This window comes from Azospirillum brasilense (assembly GCF_005222205.1).
Classification (GTDB): Bacteria; Pseudomonadota; Alphaproteobacteria; order Azospirillales; family Azospirillaceae; genus Azospirillum; species Azospirillum brasilense_G.
Window position 1 is genome coordinate 510,945 of sequence record NZ_CP032348.1, and the last position, 19,056, is coordinate 530,000.

Sequence of the window (19,056 nt, forward strand, 5' to 3'; positions counted from 1 at the left end):
GGACATCGGTCGGGCGGAGCGCCCCATCTCACAAAGGCGAAAAAGACAGGGCTGCGGCCCCTCCCCCCGCGCGGGCGGTCGGCGGGGAGCGGACAACGCCGCCCCACGCGGGAAGGAAGGGCCGCGGCCCATGGTCCGGCGGCCAACCCGCCGCCGGATTGCTTGCCGGCGGCTTACTTGCCGACGGCCGACGGGTTGTCGAGGCTGTCCGAACCGGCCAGCTCGACCGAGACGCCCAGGGCGGCGACGACGCCTTCCAGGGCCTTCTTCTGGTCGACCAGACGGTCCACCGCGGTCGAAATGATCGCGTTGCCCTCGGTGTTGTCGGTGCCGATCATCTGGTCGTAGGCCATCTTGCCGCTGTCGGCGGTGTCCTTCATGACCTTCATCGCGGCGGTGGTGGCGGTCATCGCCTCCTTCACCTTGGCGTCGGCCTCCGGCGCGGTGGCGGCGACATACTGCGACAGCGACGGGCCGGTCACGACCTTGCCGTCCACGCGGGTGTAGCGCCCGTTGTAGACGTTCACCATGCCGACCTGGTCGTAATAGTGCGAGTTGTGGGTGTTGTCGGAGAAGCAGTCATGCTCCTCCTCCGGGTCGTGCAGCATGAGGCCGAGCTTCATGCGCTCGCCGGCCAGCTCGCCGTAGCTGAGGCTGCCGAGGCCGGTCAGGATGCGGGCGACGCCCTCCGACTCCTTGGCCTTGGCGATGGAGGCGCGGGCCTTGCCCTTGGCGCCCCAGGCCTTGGCCATCTCCTCCAGATCCTCGACGAGCATCTGGGTGGCGACGGTCAGGAACTGGGCGCGGCGGTCGCAGTTGCCGTTGGTGCAGTCCTTGCCCTTGGCGTAGTCGGTCGCCTTGCGGGCGCCGGCGCCCGGACCCGTGCCGTTCAGGTCCTGGCCCCACAGCAGGAACTCGACGGCGTGGTAGCCGGTCGCCACGTTGGCCTCGACCTTGCCGGCCTCGTGCAGCGTGTCGGCCAGCAACTCCTTGGTGATCTTGCGGGCGTCGATGGTCTTGTCGCCGGCCTTGATCTTCGGGTTGGCGATCACGTTGGCCTTGGCGAAGGGGTTGCTGTCGCCGCCGGCGTAGCCGTCGTCCACATAGTCGATCAGGCCCTCGTCGAGCGGCCAGGCGTTGACCTTGCCTTCCCAGGCGTCGACGATCGGGTTGCCGAAGCGGAAGGCCTCGGTCTGCATGTAGGGGACGCGGGCGTTCAGCCACGCCGTGCGGGCGGCGGCCAGCGTCGCCTCCGACGGGTTGGCCACCAGCGCGTCGATGGCCTTCTTCAGCGCCTTGGCGGTGCTGGCGGAGTCCTCGTAGCCGGCCTGGGCGATGTCGGCGTAGGTCTTCACCATGTCCTTGTAGGCGGGCTTGGCCGTCTGGGCGTCGGCGGCGAGCGGCGCCAGCGCGATGAGAGCCGCGGCGGCAAGGCCGGAGGCGTGCTTGAACATGAAGGTCTCCTCAAGCGTCGGTGATCGTTGGCGTCAGAGCCATGAAAGTGCGAAGCATTCTCAACATGCGCCGCTAATCACTCTTATTGTCAAGATGCAATCGCGATGCAGGGGGCAAGCAGCCGATTTTGCGGCGGAACGCGGGGCCATGGTGACGGCCCCGCCCGCCCATGCTCACTTCACCAGCGGTTCGTAGCGGGCGTCGGTCAGCGTCTTCATGAAGGCGACCAGCGCCTTGATTCGGCGGTCGTCGAGCGCCGGGCCCTCCTCCAACTCCTTGATGGAGATGGTGGCGGCGACCTCCGGATTGCCCCAGGGCTTGCCGGTCTCCGGGTTGATCTGGTCGGCCGGCTTGGTGCTGTTGTACTTGTTGTAGAAGCGGACGACGGTCTCCAGATCCTTGAAGACGCCGTTGTGCATGTAGGGGCCGGTCACCGCGACGTTGCGCAGGGTCGGCGTCTTGAATTTCCCTTCATGCGCCTTCTGGCCTTTCAGCGCCGGATTCTCCGCCAGCCCGCGGTCGATGTGCGTCGCCGCCACCCCGTTGGCCGCCCGCAGCTCCGCGTTCACCGGAACGCCGATGTTGTGGTACTCGTAGTTGGTGAAGACCTCGTTCGTCGCCGCCGGCATCGCGTTCAGCTTGTGGCAGACGTTGCAGTTGGTGAACTGCTGCGAGAAGAACAGGGTCATCCCCAGCTCCTCCTCGCCGGTCATCTTGTATTCGCCGCGCAGATAGCGGTCGTACTTGGAATCGAAGGGCGAGAAGACGTCGGTCTTTTCGAAGGCGGCGATGCTGTCGGTCATCGCGTCGTAGGCCCGCTCGGCGTCGTCCAGCACCCCCGCGCCATAGAGGGCGACGAAGCTCCGCGCGTAATCGGCGTTCTCCTTCAACCGCCCCTGCACCTCCGCCTTGGAGGCCATGGCCATCTCCGCGGGGTTCAGCGGCGGCCCGCCGGCCTGCTCCTGAAGGGTGGCGGCCCGGCCGTCGTGGAACTGCCCGCCGAAGGGAACCCCGTTGGCCTTGAAGCCGAAGCGCGGCGCGAGGTGGGCGTAGGCGGCGGTCGGCGCGTTGCGGTCGCCCAGCGACTTGCCGTCGGCCCCCAGCGACGCAGCGCCGCGCGGGTCGGCGAAGCCGAATTCCGGGTTGTGGCAGGTCGCGCAGGACTGGCTGCGGGTGGAGGACAGGTTGTTGTCGAAGAACAGCGCCTTGCCCAGCTCGGCCTTCGCCTTCTGAATCTCCGCCGGATCGGCCGCCAGGCCGGAGCCACCGGCGATCAACAGAACGGACAGCGCCGCGGCCGGCGCGACATATTTGCCGAACAATGACATCCTGACTCTCGCTCCTTGACGGCGGTGGCCCACGGCCGCACTCCATGGCGGGGCCTGCCGGTCAGTATCCATGCCCTTCGGCCTGGATGATAGTTATTCTCATTATCACGAACGTGCGACCTATTGCCACTGGTCGTAGGACCGGCGGGATTAACTCCCCGCCCCGTTCGTCCGCCCCTGCTCCCGGATGGACGATCCGGTGCGGGCGCTCTAGCCTGACGGAAAAGGGTACCCCGACCCGGCTACCGACTCTGCTTCGCCATCCGGAGGGCGCGCCGCCATTCCGGGGTGAGGCGGCACCACCGTCGGGACTCCAAATGCTCCGCACATCGCGAAGGGAGCGGCGACCGCCACACCGGCGCAATCCCGGCATAATCCGATAATCACTTCAAATTCTAACAATTTCCTTCCAAAGCAATCCGTCCGTCATTCGCCTCCCCACATGGCGTTCTTCTCCCCGTTTCTTTGGCGCAACGCCTTTGCGCATGGCGGTGGCCGCGCTTTGCCTGGAAGCGGTGCGGAAAGTTGCGTTTCGAATGGCAAAGACAACGCCGCAGGCCCGCCGGACTACCCCTATCGATAGGTTTATTAAAATACCGGGCTTCGCCATCCTTCAAATCACAGACGCCGTGCATTCCCTGAAAATCAGTAATCAAACCCCTCCGCTTCACCGCATTGAAGCGAAAGCCCTTCGCATCACAATTATCAACGGAGACAATCAATGACCCTGTTCACCAACATCCGCGCCATCATTTCCCCGGTTCAGGCCGCGACCAAGGATCGCAAGGGCATCACGGCCCTTGAATACGGTCTGGCGGCGGCGCTGGTCGCGCTGGTGATCATCGGCGGCGCCCGCACCTTCGGCACCAACGTCAGCACCCTGTTCACCGGCATCGGCACCACGGTCAGCGGCACCTCGACGACCATCCCGTAAGCGCCGCCCGCCCCCTCCCACGCAAAGTCCCGCCATGGATACGATCGCGCTCTTCGATCCCCTCTCCCTGGCGCTGCCCATGGCGGGGCTTGCGCTGGGCTGGGCGGCGGCGGACGACCTGTGCCGGCGCATCATCCCCGACACGGTGTCCGTCGTCCTCGCCACCCTCGGCCTCGCGCTTCCGCTGTGGCAGGGCGCCCCCTTTCCCTGGGTCAGCCTTGCCGCCGCCGCCACGCTGTTCCTGGGCCTGTGCGCCCTGCACGGGCGGGGCTGGCTGGGCGGCGGGGACGTGAAGCTGGCCTCGGCCATTCTGCTGCTGGTCGGGGTGGAGCGGGCCGCATCCTTCGCGACCGCCACCGCGCTGGCCGGCGGGGTGCTCTCCCTCCTCTATCTCGCCGGATGGCTGGCCCTGCGCAAGGCGCGCCCGGCGCGCCGGCTGCTGCGCCGCTCCGGCGGCCGGTCCACGCCGGTCCGCCTCATGGCCCATGTCCTGGCGGCCGAGGCGCACCGCATCGCCACCCGCCATTCCGTGCCCTACGGCGTCGCCCTGGCCGCCGGCGGGCTGCTCACCCTCTCCAACCCCACCGGAGGAGCGGCATGGTTCTGAGAGTGCTTTTCCTGTCCCTGCTGCTCGTCGGGCTGTCGCTGGTGGGCTACGTGTCCTTCTCGATGCTGCCGGCCCCGACCGCTGCCGTCGCGGTCCCGGCGCCCCAGGCGCCCATGGACTCCGTGCTGGTCGCCGCCCGCCCGATTTCCACCGGCATGCTGCTGCGCGCCGAGGACCTGCGCTGGGAGGCCTGGCCGCCGGGCCGTCTGGTGGACGGCTACATGGTGCGGGGCCGTGTGGCGGAAAGCGCCTACAGCGGCGCCGTCACCCGGCGGTCCTTCGCGGCAGGCGAGCCGATCATGGCCGGCCACATCGTCGCGCCGGGGGAGCGCGGATTCCTCGCCGCCGTCCTGTCGCCGGGCAGCCGCGCCGTCTCGGTGGCGGTGGACGCGGTCAGCGCGACCGGCGGGCTGATCTGGCCGGGCGACCGCGTGGACCTGATCCTGACCCAGAATTTCGAATCCCACGCGGGGCGCGACCTGCGCAGCCGGGCGGTCGGCGAGACCGTCCTGCAGAACCTGCGCGTCATCGCCATCGACCAGCAGCTCGGCGAGGCCGGCATGGTGAAGAGCGGGCCGGACGGCCGCGTTCCCCGCACCGTGACGCTGGAGGTCACCGCCCGCCAGAGCGAGACGGTCACCGTCGCCGCCACCATGGGCAAGCTGTCGCTGGCGCTGCGCAGCCTGCTCGCCGACGAGACCGCCCTCGCCGCCGGGGAGACGGAGCCCGCCTCCGCCCCCACCTGGGCCGAGGACGTGTCGCCCGCCCTGCGCCAGCTTCCCGCACCCCACAGCGCGGAGGCGCCCGCCGCCCGCCGCCCGGCGCTGCTCATCATCCGCGGCTCCAAGACGGAAACGCTTGAACGCTGAACCGGCGCGCCGACCCAGGGGGGACGAATCCATGACGATGACCATCACAACCACCAGGGGCCGGGCCGCAGCCACCAAAATCGCGGTCTTCAAGATCATGGGGGCGGCCCTCCTGGCCGGGCTGTTCGCGGCGCTGGCGGTATCGCCCGCCCAAGCCCAGCAACCCCAGGCGCAGCAGCGCCCCCGCGAGATCACGCTGGAGGTCGGCGGCGGGCAGCCGGTCAACCTGCCGGCCCCGGCGGCCAGCGTCTTCACCTCCGCCCCGGAGATCGCCGACGTGCAGGCGTCCGGCCCGCAGGCCTTCTTCATCGTCGCCAAGACGCCGGGGCGGGCCAGCGTCTACGCCCTGTCGGCGGACAACAAGCCGCTCGCCTCCTTCAGCGTCGTCGTCACCATGCCGATCGGCGACCTGCGGTCGAAGCTGGTCGCCCAGGTGCCTAACGCCGCCATCGACGTGCAGAGCACCGGCAACGGGATCTCGCTGACCGGCACCGTCTCCTCCCCCGCCACGGCGCGGCAGATGGTCGAGCTGGCCGAGCGCTACGTCGGGCAGGGGCAGACCGTCACCAACCGCCTGACCGTCGCCTCCCCGGCCCAAGTCAATCTGCGGGTCCGCGTCGCCGAGGTGTCGCGCCAGGTGACCAAGGAGCTGGGCGTCAATTTCGAGAGCATGTTCAACATCGGCTCCTTCGCCTTCGGGATCGCCACCGGGCGGCCCATCCTGGACGCCGCCGGCAACCTGATCCGCGCCATCCCCCCAACCAACTCCATTGGCGGCAGCTACCGCTCCAGCAATGGGCGGGTGGACATCAACACGGTGGTCGACGCACTGGCCGAGGACGGGCTGATCACCGTGCTGGCCGAGCCGAACCTGACCGCCCTGTCCGGCGAGACGGCCAGCTTCCTGGCCGGCGGCGAGTTCCCCATCCCGGTCGCCCAGTACGACCGCACCACCACCATCCAGTTCAAGAAGTACGGCGTCAGCCTGGACTTCACCCCGACCGTGCTGGGCGCCGGCCAGATCAGCATGCGCGTCCGCCCGGAGGTGAGCGAGCTGACCAACAACGGCGCCGTCGTGGTCGACTCCATCCGCATCCCCGGCCTGTCGGTGCGCCGCGCCGAGACGACCATCGAGCTGGCCAGCGGGCAAAGCTTCGCCATCGCCGGCCTGCTCCAGAACAACACCTCGGCGACTCTGGACGCCGTGCCGGGGCTGGGCGACGTGCCGGTGCTGGGAGCGCTGTTCCACTCCAGCAAGTTCCGCCGCAACGAGACGGAGCTGGTCATCGTCGTGACTCCCTACCTCGTCCGCCCGGTGTCCGCCACCAACGCCCTGTCCGCCCCGACCGACGGCTTCGTCGCGGCGACCGACGTGGAGCGCATCTTCCTGAACCGCGCCCAGAGCCTCCAGCCCCCGGCGGGTGGCAGCAGCGGCTCCGGCGCCGCCCCGATGATGATCGGGCCGGGCGCCGCCCGCCTGCACGGCGACGCCGGCTTCAGCCTCCAATGACCCCTTTCGCGGAGCACCGCGCCATGCCCAAAGCCATGCTGCCCAAAGCCATGCGAACGCCGACGCTGCTTCTGCCACTCCTCACGGCTCTGCTGGGCGGCTGCGCCGTACCGCAGACGCCCCCGCCGATGCCCACCGCCCGCACCCCCGCCGTCAAGGCGCTGAGCAACGCCGTCCCCTTCGCCATCGACCCGCGCAGCGGCGCCATCGCGGCGGAGGAGCGCGCCCGGGTGGTCCGCACGGTCGCCGGGCTGGGCCGCGACACCACCCCCCACGTGACGGTCACCGGCCCGCTGCTCGCCGCCCCGGCGCAGGCCGCAACCGTCTCCCTGCTGGGCGGGGCCGGCGTGCCGGCGGAGAACATCACCTTCGCCCCCGACCAGACCGGCGCCCCGGCGCTTCAGGTGACCAGCTACGTCGCCCTGGCTCCGGACTGCGCGGCGTGGAGCGACATCTACAGCGGCTGGTACCAGAACACCCCGACCGCGGCGCTGGGCTGCAGCAACCAGCGCAACCTCGCCCTGATGCTGGCCGACCCGCGCGACCTGATCCAGGGCCGCGACACCGTTCCCGCCGACGGCCAGCGCATGGCCGGCGCCGTCCAGCGCTACCGCGCCGACAAGGTGAAGCCCTTCGTGAAGGGGAACACGTCCAGCGCCTTCCTGCTGGCCCCCGCCCTGAACGGAAGCCAGGAGGACCAATGAGCCTGCTCGCCACCCTGCTCGGCGAGGCGCCCTCGCCGGCCGACGCCGCCCGCGGCACCGGTCCCCGCCTGCTCGCCTACGTCGCCGACGCGGCCAGCGCCGCCCTGCTGACCCGCACCGCCCCGTCCTTGCTGCCCTGTGAGGTGCGGACCGGCGACATCCGCAGCGCCGCCCGCGATCTGGCGCGCCAGCGCTCCCCCGACCTGCTGCTCGTCGACCTGTCCGGCATCGCCGAGCCGCTGGCCGCCATGGAGGCGCTGGCCGGGGTCTGCGACCCGTCGGTGCGGGTGATCGCGGTCGGCGACAGCAACGACATCGGCCTCTACCGCGACCTGCGGCGGATCGGGGTCACCGACTATCTGTTCAAGCCGCTGTCCCGCGACCTGCTGGAGGGCGCGCTGCGCGCCGCCGGAGCCGGTGCCGCGGCGGACGAGGCGGCGGGCCGGCTGGGCAAGCTGGTGGCGGTGGTCGGCGCGCGGGGCGGCGTGGGCACGACGACGGTCGCGGTGCATCTCGGCTGCTGGCTGGCCGACGGGGCGCGCGGGCGCACGGCGCTGGTCGACCTCGACCTGCAGAACGGCACCGTGGCGCTGGCCCTCAACCTGCGGCCCGAGCCGGCGCTGCGCGAGGCGGTGGAGGCGCCCGACCGGGTGGACGACGTGTTCATGGAGCGCGCCATGGTCGCCGCCTCCGACCGGCTGTCCGTCCTGGCGGCGGAGGAGCCGGTGGAGGATGTGATCGACATCGCGCCGACCGCCGCCCTGTCGGTGCTGAACCGTCTCCAGGCCCGCCACAACTACGTCGTCGTGGACGCCGGCCGCGCCCAGGGCGGAGCCGCCCGCGCCGCGCTGGAGGCGGCGTCCATCGCCGTTCTGGTCGGCGACGCCAGCGTCGCGGGCCTGCGCGACCTGGTGCGGCTGCGCGCCGCCATCGCGCGGCGGGCCGGCGGCGGCCGGCTCGTCACCGTCCTGAACCGGCGCGGCGCCCCCGGGGAGCTTCCCGCGGCGGACCTGATGCGCACGCTGGGCGAGCCGCCGGAACACGCCCTGCCCTACCGCCCGGTGCCGCTGGCCGTCGCCGCGGGCGTCGGCGAGCCGGCCTTCCGCCACTGCCGCCGCTTCCGCGAGGCGATGGAGCGGCTGGGCGCCGACGTCGCCGGCCAGCCCGCCGCCCAGGACGGCCTGTTCCGCCGCTGGGTGCGGCGATGAGCACGCTGTTCGGCCGCAAGGCGGCACCCCCCTCCCTGGCGGTCGCCAGCCCGCCGGTGGAGGAGCCGAAGCCCGCCCCGGCACCGGCGTCGCCCCCCGTTCCGCCGCCGCTCGCCGCGGTCCGCCCGGTCAACCGCTCGCTGAACGACATCCGGTCGCAGGTGCTGGCCCGCATCGACCCGGCGACCATCGCCGACATGCCGGCGGAGACGCTGCGCCCACTGGTCGAGCGGCTGATCGACGACATCGCCACCACCAGCCGCAGCCAGTTGAACGGGCGCGAGCAGGCGACGCTGGCGACGGAGCTGGTCCACGACATGATCGGCCTCGGCCCATTGGAGCCGCTGCTGGCCGACGACGCGATCACCGACATCATGGTCAACGGCCCGTCGCGCACCTTCGCCGAGCAGCGCGGCAAGCTGGTGGAGATGCCGGTGCGCTTCCGCGACGCCGGGCATCTGCTGAACATCGCGCAGCGCATCGCCTCGGCGGTCGGGCGGCGGGTGGACGAGTCCAGCCCCATGGTGGACGCCCGTCTGGCCGACGGCAGCCGCGTCAACATCGTGGTGCCGCCGCTGGCGCTCGACGGCGCCTGCATCTCCATCCGCAAGTTCGCCCGCCGCACCATCGGCTTCCGCGAGCTGGTGGAGTTCCGCAGCCTGTCGGAGCCGATGGCCCGCGCGCTGGAGATCATCGGGCGTTGCCGGCTGAACGTCATCATCTCCGGCGGCACCGGCTCGGGCAAGACGACGCTGCTCAACGCCATGTCCCGCCCCATCGAGGCGACCGAGCGCGTCATCACCATCGAGGACGCGGCCGAACTCCAGCTCCAGCAGCCCCACGTCGTCCGGCTGGAGACGCGCCCGCCCAACCTGGAGGGCCAGGGGCAGGTGACGCAGCGCGACCTCGTCCGCAACGCGCTGCGCATGCGCCCCGACCGCATCATCATCGGCGAGGTGCGCGGGGCGGAAGCCTTCGACATGCTCCAGGCCATGAACACCGGCCATGACGGGTCGATGTCGACCATCCACGCCAACAACCCGCGCGACGCGCTGAGCCGCGTCGAGAACATGGTGCTGATGGCCGGCATGAACCTGCCCAGCCGCGCCATCCGCCAGCAAATCGCCGGGGCGGTCAACGTCATCGTCCAGGTCCAGCGCATGCGCGACGGCGTGCGCCGCATCACCCACGTCACCGAGCTGGTCGGCATGGAGGGCGACGTGATCCTGACCCAGGACCTCTTCACCTTCGAGTTCCGCGGCGAGAACCGCGACGGAATCCTGGAGGGGCGCTACGCCGCCACCGGCCTGCGCCCGCGCTTCGCCGAGCGGCTGGCCTATTTCGGGCAGGAGGCGGCCTGGAACGCCGCCACCACCGGCGTGTAGCGCGGGAGGAACACGCGATGGACCGCATCCAGGCCCTGCAGCTCGCCACCCTCCTCCTCGGCGTCGGAACGCTGCTGTTCGCCCTGTCCACCCTGCGCGCCTTCGGCCGCCGCACGGCGCTGCGCCGCCGGCTGGCCGCCCTGTCGGCCGAGGCGCAGGCGGTGGCGGAGGACGGCAGCCCCGACATCACCGGCGCCGGAACCCTGACCGTCGCCGACCGGGTGAAGCGGCGCATGTCGCGCTTCTACGCGCGGCGCCAGACGGTCTATCTGCCGCCGGGCATCCGGCTGTGGCGGGCGCTGCTGTACGCCGTGATCGCCGCCGCCCTGTGCTGGTGGCTGGGCGGCCCGGTGATGGGCGACGCGGGGGCCACGACCGCCGCCGCCGTGGCGCTGCTGGTCACCCCGCGCCTCGTCTTCGCCGCCAGCCGCCGCCGGACGCTGGAGGCGCTGATGAACCAGCTTCCCGACGCGATCAGCCTCGTCGTCCGCGCCACCCGCGCCGGCATCCCGGTGTCGGAAAGCCTGCGCATGGTCGGCACCGAACTGTCCGAGCCGATCGCCCCGCTGTTCCGCCGCATCGTCGACGAGACGGCCATGGGCATCGACCTGGAAACCGTGCTGACGCGCGCCGCCGCCAACGTCCGCCTGCCGGAGTTCCGCTTCTTCGTCGTCACCCTGCTGCTGCAGCGGGAGACCGGCGGCAACCTGACCGAGCCGCTGGAGAATCTGGCCGACATGATCCGCCAGCGCCGCCGCGTGCAGATGCGCACCCGCGCCCTGACCTCGGAGGCGCGCAGCTCCGCCGCCGTTCTGGCCGCCCTGCCCTTCCTGGCCGGCGGCGGCATGGCGATGCTGAACCCCGATTACGCGATGCGGCTGATCGACGAGCCGAGCGGCCAGACGATGCTGCTGGTGGCGGGCGGGCTGCTGCTGGTCGGCGTCGGTTCCATGCAGCTCCTCATCCGGAGGACCCTGTCATGAGCGGCGGCGTGATGGGCGGCCTGATCCCGCCGCCGGTCCTTCTCGGCTTCGGCGTGCTGATGATCCTTACCGGGGTAGCCGGGCTGCGCTCCTGCGTGCTGCGCGAGCGGCTGCTGGCCCGGCTGGAGCGGCTGCGCGCCGGAACCGCGCCGTCCGCTGAGCCGGAGGCGGAGCGCCGGAGCCTGCTGAGCCGGGTCGGCGCCTGGCTGGCCCGCACGCCGCTGGTCGGGTCCGCCGACCGGGAGCGGATGCGCCGGAGCCTGATCGCCGCCGGCTACAACCAGCCCGGCCATCTCTACTCGCTGCTCGGCATCAAGCTGCTGTGCATCGGCGCCGGGATGGCGCTGGTCCCGGCGGCGGCGGGCGACCTGCTGCCCGCGCTGATCGGCGCGCCGGGTGCGGCGGCGCAGGTGGTGGCCGGCGCCCTGCTCGGCTGGCGGCTGCCCGATCTGGCGCTGGGCCGGATGCGCGACCGCCGGCTGGAGGAGGTGCGCAACGGCCTGCCCGACGCGCTCGACCTGCTGGTGATCTGCGGCGAGGCCGGCCTCGGCCTGGAAGCGGCGGTGGACCGCGTGGCCCGCGAGGTGGCGACCGCCTACCCGGCGCTGAGCGCCGAGCTGTCGGCCACCGCGGCGGAGATGCGCGTGCTGTCCGACCGTGGCGGCGCGCTCAACAATCTGGCCGCCCGGCTGGACATGGAGGGCGTGCGCGGCATGGCGACGACGCTGATCCAGGCCATGCGCTACGGCACGCCGCTGGCCCAGGCGCTGCGCGTCCTGGCCGGGGAGATGCGCGCCCAGCGCCTCGCCCGGTTCGAGGAGAAGGCGGCCCGCCTGCCGGTGCTGCTGACCCTGCCGATGGTCGTCTTCATCCTGCCCTGCGTCTTCATCGTCGTCGGCGGCCCCGCCATGCTCGACGTCTCGCGCAGCTTCGACAGTGCCGGCACGAACCAACAGATCCACTCCAGCCAGACCAACAAGGGAGGTCAGCCATGATCGCCGCCCCGGACCCATCGCATCCGACATCCTCTCTCCCGGGGCGGGAGAGGGATTCGAGGCCAAGGAAGCGCCTCTCCGGTCTGGGCCGCGCCGCGGCGGCCGCCCTCCTGCTGCTGTCGGTCAGCGCCTGCGCCTCCGCGCCGGGCGGCGGGCCGGTGGGATCGAAGAGCGGCCCGACGGCCAACGCCACGCTGGACGACAAGGCGCGCGTGCAGCTCCGCCTCGCCCGCGCCGCGCAGGAGGCGGGCAACACCGGCTCCGCCGTGCGTTTCTACCGCGCGGTGCTGGATCAGGCGCCCGGCCATGTCGGCGCCCTGCTCGGGCTGGGCGAGACCCTGTCGGAGAGCGGCTCCGCCGCCGACGCGGTGGTCGAGCTTCAGAAGGCCGCCGCCGCCGTGCCCGACAATGTGGAGGTGCAGACGGCGCTGGGCCGCGCGCTGATCCGCGCCAACCGCCCCGCCGACGCGCTGAACCGCTTCGACGCCCTGCTCCGCCGCAACGACGACGACCTGCGCGCCCGTCTGAACCGCGGCGTCGCCCTCGACCTCGCCGGGCGGCACGCGGAGGCCCAGGGCGAATACCGCCACATCCTGAAGACCGAGCCGAACAACGCAGCGGCCATGGCCAACCTCGGCCTGTCGCTGGCGCTGAACGGCAGCGCGGAGGGCGTGGCGATCCTGGAGGGCCTCGTGCAGGGCGGGGTCGACTCCCCCCGCGTGCGTCAGAACCTCGCGCTGGCCTACGGGCTGAAGGGCGATCTGGAGGCGGCGGCCCGCATCGCCCGGCTCGACCTCGACGACGCCAACGTGCGCTCCAACCTGGCCTTCTACGAGACGGCGCGCCAGTTCGTCGCCTTCAAGCCGTGAGGCGGCCATGCTTAGCCGCAAGCGCAGCTCCCTCCTCCGCCCCCTGCGTGACCGCCGCGGCCTGACCACACTGGAGCTGGCGATCGTCTCCCCCGCGCTGATCGCGGGAATGATCGCCCTGGCCGAGGTGTCCTACTCGCTGACCGTGGACGGCCTGCTCAACCACGCCGCCCGCGCCGCCGCCCGCAGCGGCTTCACCGGGGAGCTGGCGAGCGGCTTCACCGACCGCCGCGCCCAGGTCTGCGACACGGTGCGCCGGCTGACCAGCCGGGTGCTCGACCAGAGCCGCCTGTCGGTGCGCAGCCACAGCTACGCCTCCTTCACCACGCTGGGGCAGGTCAACGGCGGGATTCCGCCCGCCACCACGCTGACCGACCTGAATTGCGGCTCAACCAATTGGGACGCCAGGCAGACCGGGGCGGCGCTGGGCGGCAGCGGGCAGGTCGTCGTCTACGCGCTGCGCTACACCCAGCCGGTGCTGACCGGGCTCGGCGCCACGATCCTCGGCCGGGCGGAGCTGGTCCACGAGGCCCGGCTGGCCGTGCGCAACGAACCCTTCATGGTGGGGCAGTGACCGGCATGACGAACCATCATCCATTCCGCCGAAACCCGCTGCGCGACCGCGGCGGCGTCGCGGCCCTGGAAATGGCGCTGCTGGCGCCGGTCCTTCTGCTGCTGGTCACCGCCACGGTGGACGTGGTGCGCTACGTCAGCATCAGCCTGACCTTGAATCGCACCGCCGCCAACGTCAGCGACATCGCCACCCAGTTCGACAAGCTGCGCGCCGGCATGACCGTGGTGAAGGGGAACGAGGTCGGCGTGCTGTTCCTCGCCGCGACGGAGGTCGCCCAGCCGCTGGACCTGTTGGCCGGCGGGCAGGTGATCGTCAGCTCGGTCGCCAACATGGGCCAGGGGTCGCGGGTGATGTGGCAGCAGCAGGCCGGCACCGGCTCGGCCGCCAGCCACCTCGGCGCCGCGGGCGGGGCCGCCAAGCTGCCGCCCGGCTTCACCCAGCAGCCCGGCGACAACGCCATCTTCACCGAGCTGTTCTACCGCTTCACCCCATACCTGCTGAGCGGACCGTGGCTCGGCAACGCCGGCACCTCGACGACGCTCTACGCCAGCGCCGTCTACCAGCCCCGGCTCGGCACGCTCACCACGCTGGAGACCGGGCCATGAGGACAGCCTTCCTGCCCACCCCCGTCCGGCCCGCAGCCTGCCTGCTCGCGTCTCTGGGAGCGGTGCGGCGGGACCGCCGGGGCGCCACCGCGCTGATGTTCGCCGCCGCCGCGGTGCCGCTTCTGGGCATGGTCGGGCTGGCGGTGGACTACGGCCGGGCCTTCCTGGTGCAGTCGCGGCTCCAGACCGCCATCGACGCCGGGGCGCTGGCCGCCGGCAAGATGCTGAGCTCCTCGGCGGACGCCCAGAAGGACATCGCCATGTTCGTCGCGGCCAACCTGCCGCCGGGCTTCCTCGGCGCGGCCATCGGCACCCCGGCGGTGACCCTGGACCAGACGAACCAGCGCGTCGGCGTCTCCGTCACCGCCACCCTGCCGACGACCTTCCTGCGCGTCCTGCGGGTCAACCAGCTCACCATCTCCGTCACCAACCAGGTGCAGCGCGCCAACGCCGGGCTGGAGCTGGCTCTGGTGCTCGACGTCACCGGCTCGATGGCGACCAACAACCGCATCGGGGAGCTGCGCAGCGCCGCCACCGACCTCGTCAACATCCTGTTCGGGCCGGGCAGCACGCCGCCGAAGAACTTGTGGGTCTCCATCGCCCCCTACGCGGCGGAGGTCAACATCGGCAAGACCCGGACGAGCTGGCTGGCGGCGGGCAGCTACGACGCCACCAAATGGGCCTCCCAGGGCTGGCGCGGCTGCGTCCTGGCGCGCACCCAGCCGCAGGACCAGACCGACACGCCGCCGGCCTCCGCCCCCTTCAAGCCCTTCTGGTACCCGAACAACCAATACAACGGAAACAACAACGACAACCCCTGGACCCCCAACAACATCACCGACGATGGCACCTACCGCCAGACCAACGACATGGCCGGACCGAACCTCGGCTGCCCACCGGCGGTCATGCCGCTGACCAACGACCGTTCGGCCCTGCTGTCCAAGATCGCCGGGCTGAAGCCGGTGAACCGCGGCGGCACCATGGCGAACCAGGGGCTTCAGGCCGGATGGTTCACCCTGTCGCCGAAATGGCGCGGCTTGTGGGGCGGCACGACGCCGAACACGCTGCCGCTCGACTACGGTACGCCGGACATGTCCAAGGCGGTGGTCCTGCTGACCGACGGCAACAACGAGTGGTACAAGTACAAGCCCCAAGGCGACTACACCAGCTACCAGCGCCTCAGCGACGGGCTGCTGGGCACCACCAACACCAACCAGGTGACCACGGCGATCGACAACCGCATGCTGACGCTGTGCACCAACATGAAGGCGGCGGGGATCACCCTGTTCACCATCACCGTCGGCGACAGCGCCAGCAGCGCCACCCGCACCCTCTACCAGAGCTGCGCCTCGCCCGGCCCGAACCACTATTTCGACAGCCCGACGCCGGCGGACCTGCAGACGGTGTTCCGCACCATCGCCGGCCAGCTCAGCAACCTGCGGATCATCCGCTGAACGGAAGGGCGCTGACCGGAAGGCCGCTGAACGGCCGACAGCTTGGCCGGGGGCGGTATGGCGGAGACAGCGGTTTATGACCTATTGCGCATTGGTCCGCCGCCGCCCGATGGGCTACAGGATTCAGGACCGTGCAGACAAGAGGCCCGCCCGTCATGTCCCAGACCTTTCATGTGATCGTTGCCGAGGACGACCCCGTCGTCGCGGTCACCATTGCCGAAACCCTGGAGGAGCGCGGTTTCCGCGTGACCATCGGGCGCAACGGGTTCGATGCCTTCAAGATCGACCAGAACGATCCCGCCGACATCCTGATCACCGACCTGCGCATGCCGCATTTCGACGGCACGAGCCTGATCGCCCGCATGCAGGAGCAGCGCCCCGAACTGCCCATCCTGGTCACCACCGGCTACAGCGACAACCTGCCCAAGGAGGAGCCGGGCCAGCTCTCCGTCGTCCAGAAGCCCTTCTCCGAGGACAGCATCGTCCGGGCGGTGCAGAGCCTGCTCGGGGTCGCCTGACCGCGGGGTGGAAAAAATTTCGCCGTCCGGTGAAGTTCCTGCTTGCGCTGCGCCGCTGGGACCCGTATAAGCCGGCCTCCGTTCCGGATTAGCTCAGTCGGTAGAGCAGCGGACTGTTAATCCGCGTGTCGCTGGTTCGAGTCCAGCATCCGGAGCCATATTGCGGGTGTAGCTCAGTTGGTTAGAGCGCCGGCCTGTCACGCCGGAGGCCGCGGGTTCAAGTCCCGTCACTCGCGCCACATTGCGGGCGTAGCTCAGGGGTAGAGCACAACCTTGCCAAGGTTGGGGTCGAGGGTTCGAATCCCTTCGCCCGCTCCAGTTTCGGGGCACGACAGTGTCTACAGGGGCCGCTTGTTCATCAAGCGGCCCCTCGTCGTTTCTGGCCGTCCTGGCGGCGTCCCCGGCCCGTTCCGCTCAGCCGAAATAGGCCGATGGCGTCACGCCCAGCGTCCGCTTGAACAGGGCGATGAAGGCGCTGACGCTGTCGTAGCCGAGGTCGATGGACACGGTCGTCACCGACGCGCCCTCGGCCAGCATCTCCAGCGCGCGCATCAGACGCGCCCGCTGCCGCCACGCGGTGTAGCTGTGGCCGGTCTCCGCCACGAAGCGGCGGCTCAGCGTCCGCTCGGACACGCCCGCCCACGCGGCCCAGGCATCCATGCCGCGCCGATCCCCGGGATCGTCGAGCAAGGCCCGCGCAATCCGGAGAAGGCGCGGATCGCGCGGCATCGGCAGAGTGAAGGGGTCGATGGGCGAGGCCCTGAGTTCGTCGAGGAGGACCATGGCAAGGCGCCATTGCGCCTCGTCCAGTTCCGACCCCTGCCATCCGGAGGCGCGGATCACCGCCTCGCGCAACAGGCCGGACACCTTGATGATGCAGGGCCGGTCCGGCAGCGTCGCGCAGGCGGTTTCCGCGATGTAGCAGCTCCACCCCTCGACCGCGCCGTGGGTGTAGCCGTGGTGCGGCTGGTGGGGCGGAAGCCAGACCGCGTGGTCGGCGGGAACCACCCAGGTGTCCGTCTCCGTGCCGATGGTGAGCAGGCCGCGGCGCAGGCCGGAGAGCTGGCCGCGCGGGTGGCTGTGCAGCCCCAGCGCACGATGTTCGGCCTGCGTCTCGTAGATGGCGATGATGATCGGTTCGCGCGCATCGCTCGCGGCAAAAGCGAACCGTTCTTCGGACATGGCGTCAACCCGCTATCGAATGGCCGCCATAGCTTAGCGCCGCCTTCCGCCGCCCGCTAGACTGCCTGCGACAGGAGAAAGCCATGATCCCGCAGAGTTTCCCCTCCCCAACGCCCGACCTCGACCAGCTCTACGACCCGCCTCTGGAACATGTCCAGAAGGCGGTCATGACGGAGTTGATCTCCTTCCACGCCGCTTATCTCGCCAAGGCCACCTTTTTCTGCCTCGCGACCGGTCGCGCTGCGGGTCTGGATGCCTCGCCGCGCGGCGGCCCGCCGGGCTTCGTCAGGATGCTCGACTCCAAAACGGTCGCCTTTGCCGACTGGCCGGGCAACAACCGGATCGAGTCCATGCGCAACCTGCTGGAGGACGACCGGCTGGGGATGCTGTTCCTCTTCCCGGGCCTGGACGTCTTCATGCGGATCAATGGGCACGGCCGCGTCTCCGACGACGCGGCTCTCCGCGCCAGCCTCGCCGAGGGGACAAAAATTCCCAAGACGGCCATCGTCGTGAGCGTGGAGGAGGTGTTGTTCCACTGCGGCAAGGCGGTGAATCGGGCCAAGCTGTGGGCGCCGGAATCACGGATCGGGCGCGGCATCCTCCCGACCCCCGGCCAGATGCTGGCCGCCATGACGAATCAGGACGCCTCCACCGCCGCGACGATCGACGCGCACTACGATCATGCGATGCGGAACGACCTCTACGGCTGAACCGTGATCCCCTCCCCCGCCTGCGGCGGGGGAGGGTTGGGGAGGGGGCTCATCTCCAGCGCCCAGGCACAACGAAAAGCGGGCGCCTCCCATTGGGAAAGCGCCGGCTTTTCGTTCATGAAGCCGATTGTCAAGTTGGTGCGAAGCCTTCTGCGTCCACGTGCGGTGTGGTGTGGCGTGTGCCGTGGTGACCTGGCGGCGACCTACTCTCCCACGTCTTAAGACGCAGTACCATCGGCGCTGAGGCGTTTCACGGCCGAGTTCGGAATGGGATCGGGTGTTGGGAGCCTCGCCATGACCACCAGGTCACCAAGGCACACGCGAACCATCCGGACTGGACGGCAGAGGTTTCGTTGAGCGAGGACGTTTTGCATTCTTGCGGTGTTGGCTCGTGCGCCCAGGGCTTGCCGCTGCGCGCGGGCCGCCGGCTGGGAAGGATCAAGCCGATCGAGCGATTAGTAAGGCTCAGCTTCAGGCGTTGCCGCCCGTCCACATGCCTCCTATCGACGTGATGGTCTGTCACGGCTCTCAAGGGAGTTCTGGTTTAGAGGTGGGTTTCCCGCTTAGATGCTTTCAGCGGTTATCCCGTCCATACTTAGCTACCCGGCCATGCCACTGGCGTGACAACCGGTGCACCAGAGGTATGTCCATCCCGGTCCTCTCGTACTAGGGACAGATCCTCGCAAAACTCCGACACCCACGGCAGATAGGGACCGAACTGTCTCACGACGTTCTAAACCCAGCTCACGTACCACTTTAATCGGCGAACAGCCGAACCCTTGGGACCTGCTCCAGCCCCAGGATGTGATGAGCCGACATCGAGGTGCCAAACGACTCCGTCGATATGGACTCTTGGGAGTCATCAGCCTGTTATCCCCGGCGTACCTTTTATCCGTTGAGCGATGGCCCGTCCACATGGAACCACCGGATCACTATGGCCGACTTTCGTCTCTGCTCGACTTGTCTGTCTTGCAGTCAGGCGGGCTTATGCCATTGCACTCGACGAGCGATTTCCGACCGCTCTGAGCCCACCATCGCGCGCCTCCGTTACACTTTGGGAGGCGACCGCCCCAGTCAAACTACCCGCCATGCAGGGTCCCGGCTCCGGATGAACGGAGCGCGGTTAGATGCCAGAGACCTCAAGGGTGGTATTTCAAGGATGGCTC

At 70.1% G+C, this 19,056-nt stretch carries 18 protein-coding genes, 3 tRNA genes and 2 rRNA genes (1 of these 23 cut by a window edge); 18 read left to right on the forward strand and 5 right to left on the reverse strand.

The window, feature by feature from the left end; all coding sequences use genetic code 11:
- Positions 1-173: 173 nt before the first annotated feature.
- Entirely contained in the window at positions 174-1,454 is a 1,281-nt protein-coding gene (locus D3869_RS28265; protein ID WP_137143003.1) for an imelysin family protein, read from the reverse strand.
- A 174-nt stretch (positions 1,455-1,628) separates the two neighbouring features.
- Positions 1,629-2,783 (reverse strand): cytochrome-c peroxidase, encoded by a 1,155-nt coding sequence (locus tag D3869_RS28270; RefSeq protein ID WP_137143004.1) that lies wholly within the window; start codon positions 2,781-2,783, stop codon positions 1,629-1,631.
- 721 nt (positions 2,784-3,504) lie between these two features.
- On the opposite strand from D3869_RS28270, the gene D3869_RS28280 reads away from it, so the two are divergent.
- From D3869_RS28280 to D3869_RS28360, 17 genes are all read left to right on the forward strand, one after another.
- Positions 3,505-3,717 carry a Flp family type IVb pilin gene (locus D3869_RS28280; protein WP_137143006.1) on the forward strand — a complete coding sequence of 71 codons (213 nt, stop codon included), beginning with the start codon at positions 3,505-3,507 and terminating at the stop codon, positions 3,715-3,717.
- Positions 3,718-3,751: 34 nt separating this feature from the next.
- Complete coding sequence (locus tag D3869_RS28285) at positions 3,752-4,324, forward strand: A24 family peptidase (protein ID WP_137143007.1); 573 nt, start codon at positions 3,752-3,754, stop codon at positions 4,322-4,324.
- The gene (gene cpaB, locus D3869_RS28290; protein WP_247896030.1) at positions 4,315-5,193 is read left to right on the forward strand and encodes a Flp pilus assembly protein CpaB; all 879 of its coding nucleotides are present in this window, start codon (positions 4,315-4,317) and stop codon (positions 5,191-5,193) included. Before D3869_RS28285 ends, cpaB begins: the two co-directional genes overlap by 10 nt.
- Positions 5,194-5,224: 31 nt before the next feature.
- Positions 5,225-6,703, forward strand: coding sequence for a type II and III secretion system protein family protein (locus D3869_RS28295; protein WP_137143008.1), 1,479 nt, complete (start codon positions 5,225-5,227; stop codon positions 6,701-6,703).
- Between the two features lie 23 nt (positions 6,704-6,726).
- Positions 6,727-7,407 (forward strand): CpaD family pilus assembly lipoprotein, encoded by a 681-nt coding sequence (locus tag D3869_RS28300; RefSeq protein ID WP_247896031.1) that lies wholly within the window; start codon positions 6,727-6,729, stop codon positions 7,405-7,407.
- Positions 7,404-8,615: an AAA family ATPase gene (locus D3869_RS28305; protein WP_137143010.1), complete on the forward strand. Its 1,212-nt coding sequence runs from the start codon at positions 7,404-7,406 to the stop codon at positions 8,613-8,615. Before D3869_RS28300 ends, D3869_RS28305 begins: the two co-directional genes overlap by 4 nt.
- The gene (locus D3869_RS28310; RefSeq protein ID WP_175426648.1) at positions 8,612-10,000 is read left to right on the forward strand and encodes a CpaF family protein; all 1,389 of its coding nucleotides are present in this window, start codon (positions 8,612-8,614) and stop codon (positions 9,998-10,000) included. Before D3869_RS28305 ends, D3869_RS28310 begins: the two co-directional genes overlap by 4 nt.
- Positions 10,001-10,017: 17 nt before the next feature.
- Positions 10,018-10,983: a type II secretion system F family protein gene (locus tag D3869_RS28315; RefSeq protein WP_137143011.1), complete on the forward strand. Its 966-nt coding sequence runs from the start codon at positions 10,018-10,020 to the stop codon at positions 10,981-10,983.
- Entirely contained in the window at positions 10,980-11,978 is a 999-nt protein-coding gene (locus D3869_RS33305; RefSeq protein WP_175426649.1) for a type II secretion system F family protein, read from the forward strand. Before D3869_RS28315 ends, D3869_RS33305 begins: the two co-directional genes overlap by 4 nt.
- Entirely contained in the window at positions 11,975-12,847 is an 873-nt protein-coding gene (locus D3869_RS28325; RefSeq protein WP_137143012.1) for a tetratricopeptide repeat protein, read from the forward strand. The genes D3869_RS33305 and D3869_RS28325 overlap by 4 nt, the downstream gene beginning before the upstream one ends.
- A 7-nt stretch (positions 12,848-12,854) precedes the next feature.
- Complete coding sequence (locus D3869_RS28330) at positions 12,855-13,421, forward strand: TadE/TadG family type IV pilus assembly protein (protein ID WP_137143013.1); 567 nt, start codon at positions 12,855-12,857, stop codon at positions 13,419-13,421.
- Positions 13,422-13,426: 5 nt separating this feature from the next.
- Positions 13,427-14,026 (forward strand): TadE/TadG family type IV pilus assembly protein, encoded by a 600-nt coding sequence (locus D3869_RS28335; RefSeq protein WP_137143014.1) that lies wholly within the window; start codon positions 13,427-13,429, stop codon positions 14,024-14,026.
- Positions 14,023-15,480 (forward strand): TadE/TadG family type IV pilus assembly protein, encoded by a 1,458-nt coding sequence (locus tag D3869_RS28340; protein ID WP_137143015.1) that lies wholly within the window; start codon positions 14,023-14,025, stop codon positions 15,478-15,480. The genes D3869_RS28335 and D3869_RS28340 overlap by 4 nt, the downstream gene beginning before the upstream one ends.
- 155 nt (positions 15,481-15,635) lie before the next feature.
- Entirely contained in the window at positions 15,636-15,998 is a 363-nt protein-coding gene (locus tag D3869_RS28345; protein WP_014200077.1) for a response regulator, read from the forward strand.
- Between the two features lie 82 nt (positions 15,999-16,080).
- Positions 16,081-16,156 (forward strand) — tRNA-Asn (locus tag D3869_RS28350).
- Between the two features lie 4 nt (positions 16,157-16,160).
- Positions 16,161-16,237: transfer RNA gene (locus tag D3869_RS28355), tRNA-Asp, on the forward strand.
- A 4-nt stretch (positions 16,238-16,241) separates the two neighbouring features.
- Positions 16,242-16,316, forward strand: a tRNA-Gly gene (locus D3869_RS28360).
- Between the two features lie 96 nt (positions 16,317-16,412).
- On the opposite strand, the gene D3869_RS28365 is transcribed toward D3869_RS28360, so the two are convergent.
- Positions 16,413-17,180, reverse strand: coding sequence for an AraC family transcriptional regulator (locus D3869_RS28365; protein ID WP_137143016.1), 768 nt, complete (start codon positions 17,178-17,180; stop codon positions 16,413-16,415).
- Positions 17,181-17,263: 83 nt separating this feature from the next.
- Here D3869_RS28365 and D3869_RS28370 point away from each other — a divergent pair, with 83 nt between their 5' ends.
- Positions 17,264-17,890, forward strand: coding sequence for an MSMEG_1061 family FMN-dependent PPOX-type flavoprotein (locus D3869_RS28370; RefSeq protein ID WP_137143017.1), 627 nt, complete (start codon positions 17,264-17,266; stop codon positions 17,888-17,890).
- Between the two features lie 190 nt (positions 17,891-18,080).
- Here D3869_RS28370 and rrf read toward each other — a convergent pair.
- A 5S ribosomal RNA gene (gene rrf, locus D3869_RS28375) occupies positions 18,081-18,196 on the reverse strand.
- Positions 18,197-18,324: 128 nt separating this feature from the next.
- Positions 18,325-19,056, reverse strand: a 23S ribosomal RNA gene (locus D3869_RS28380); it runs 2,015 nt beyond the window's last position.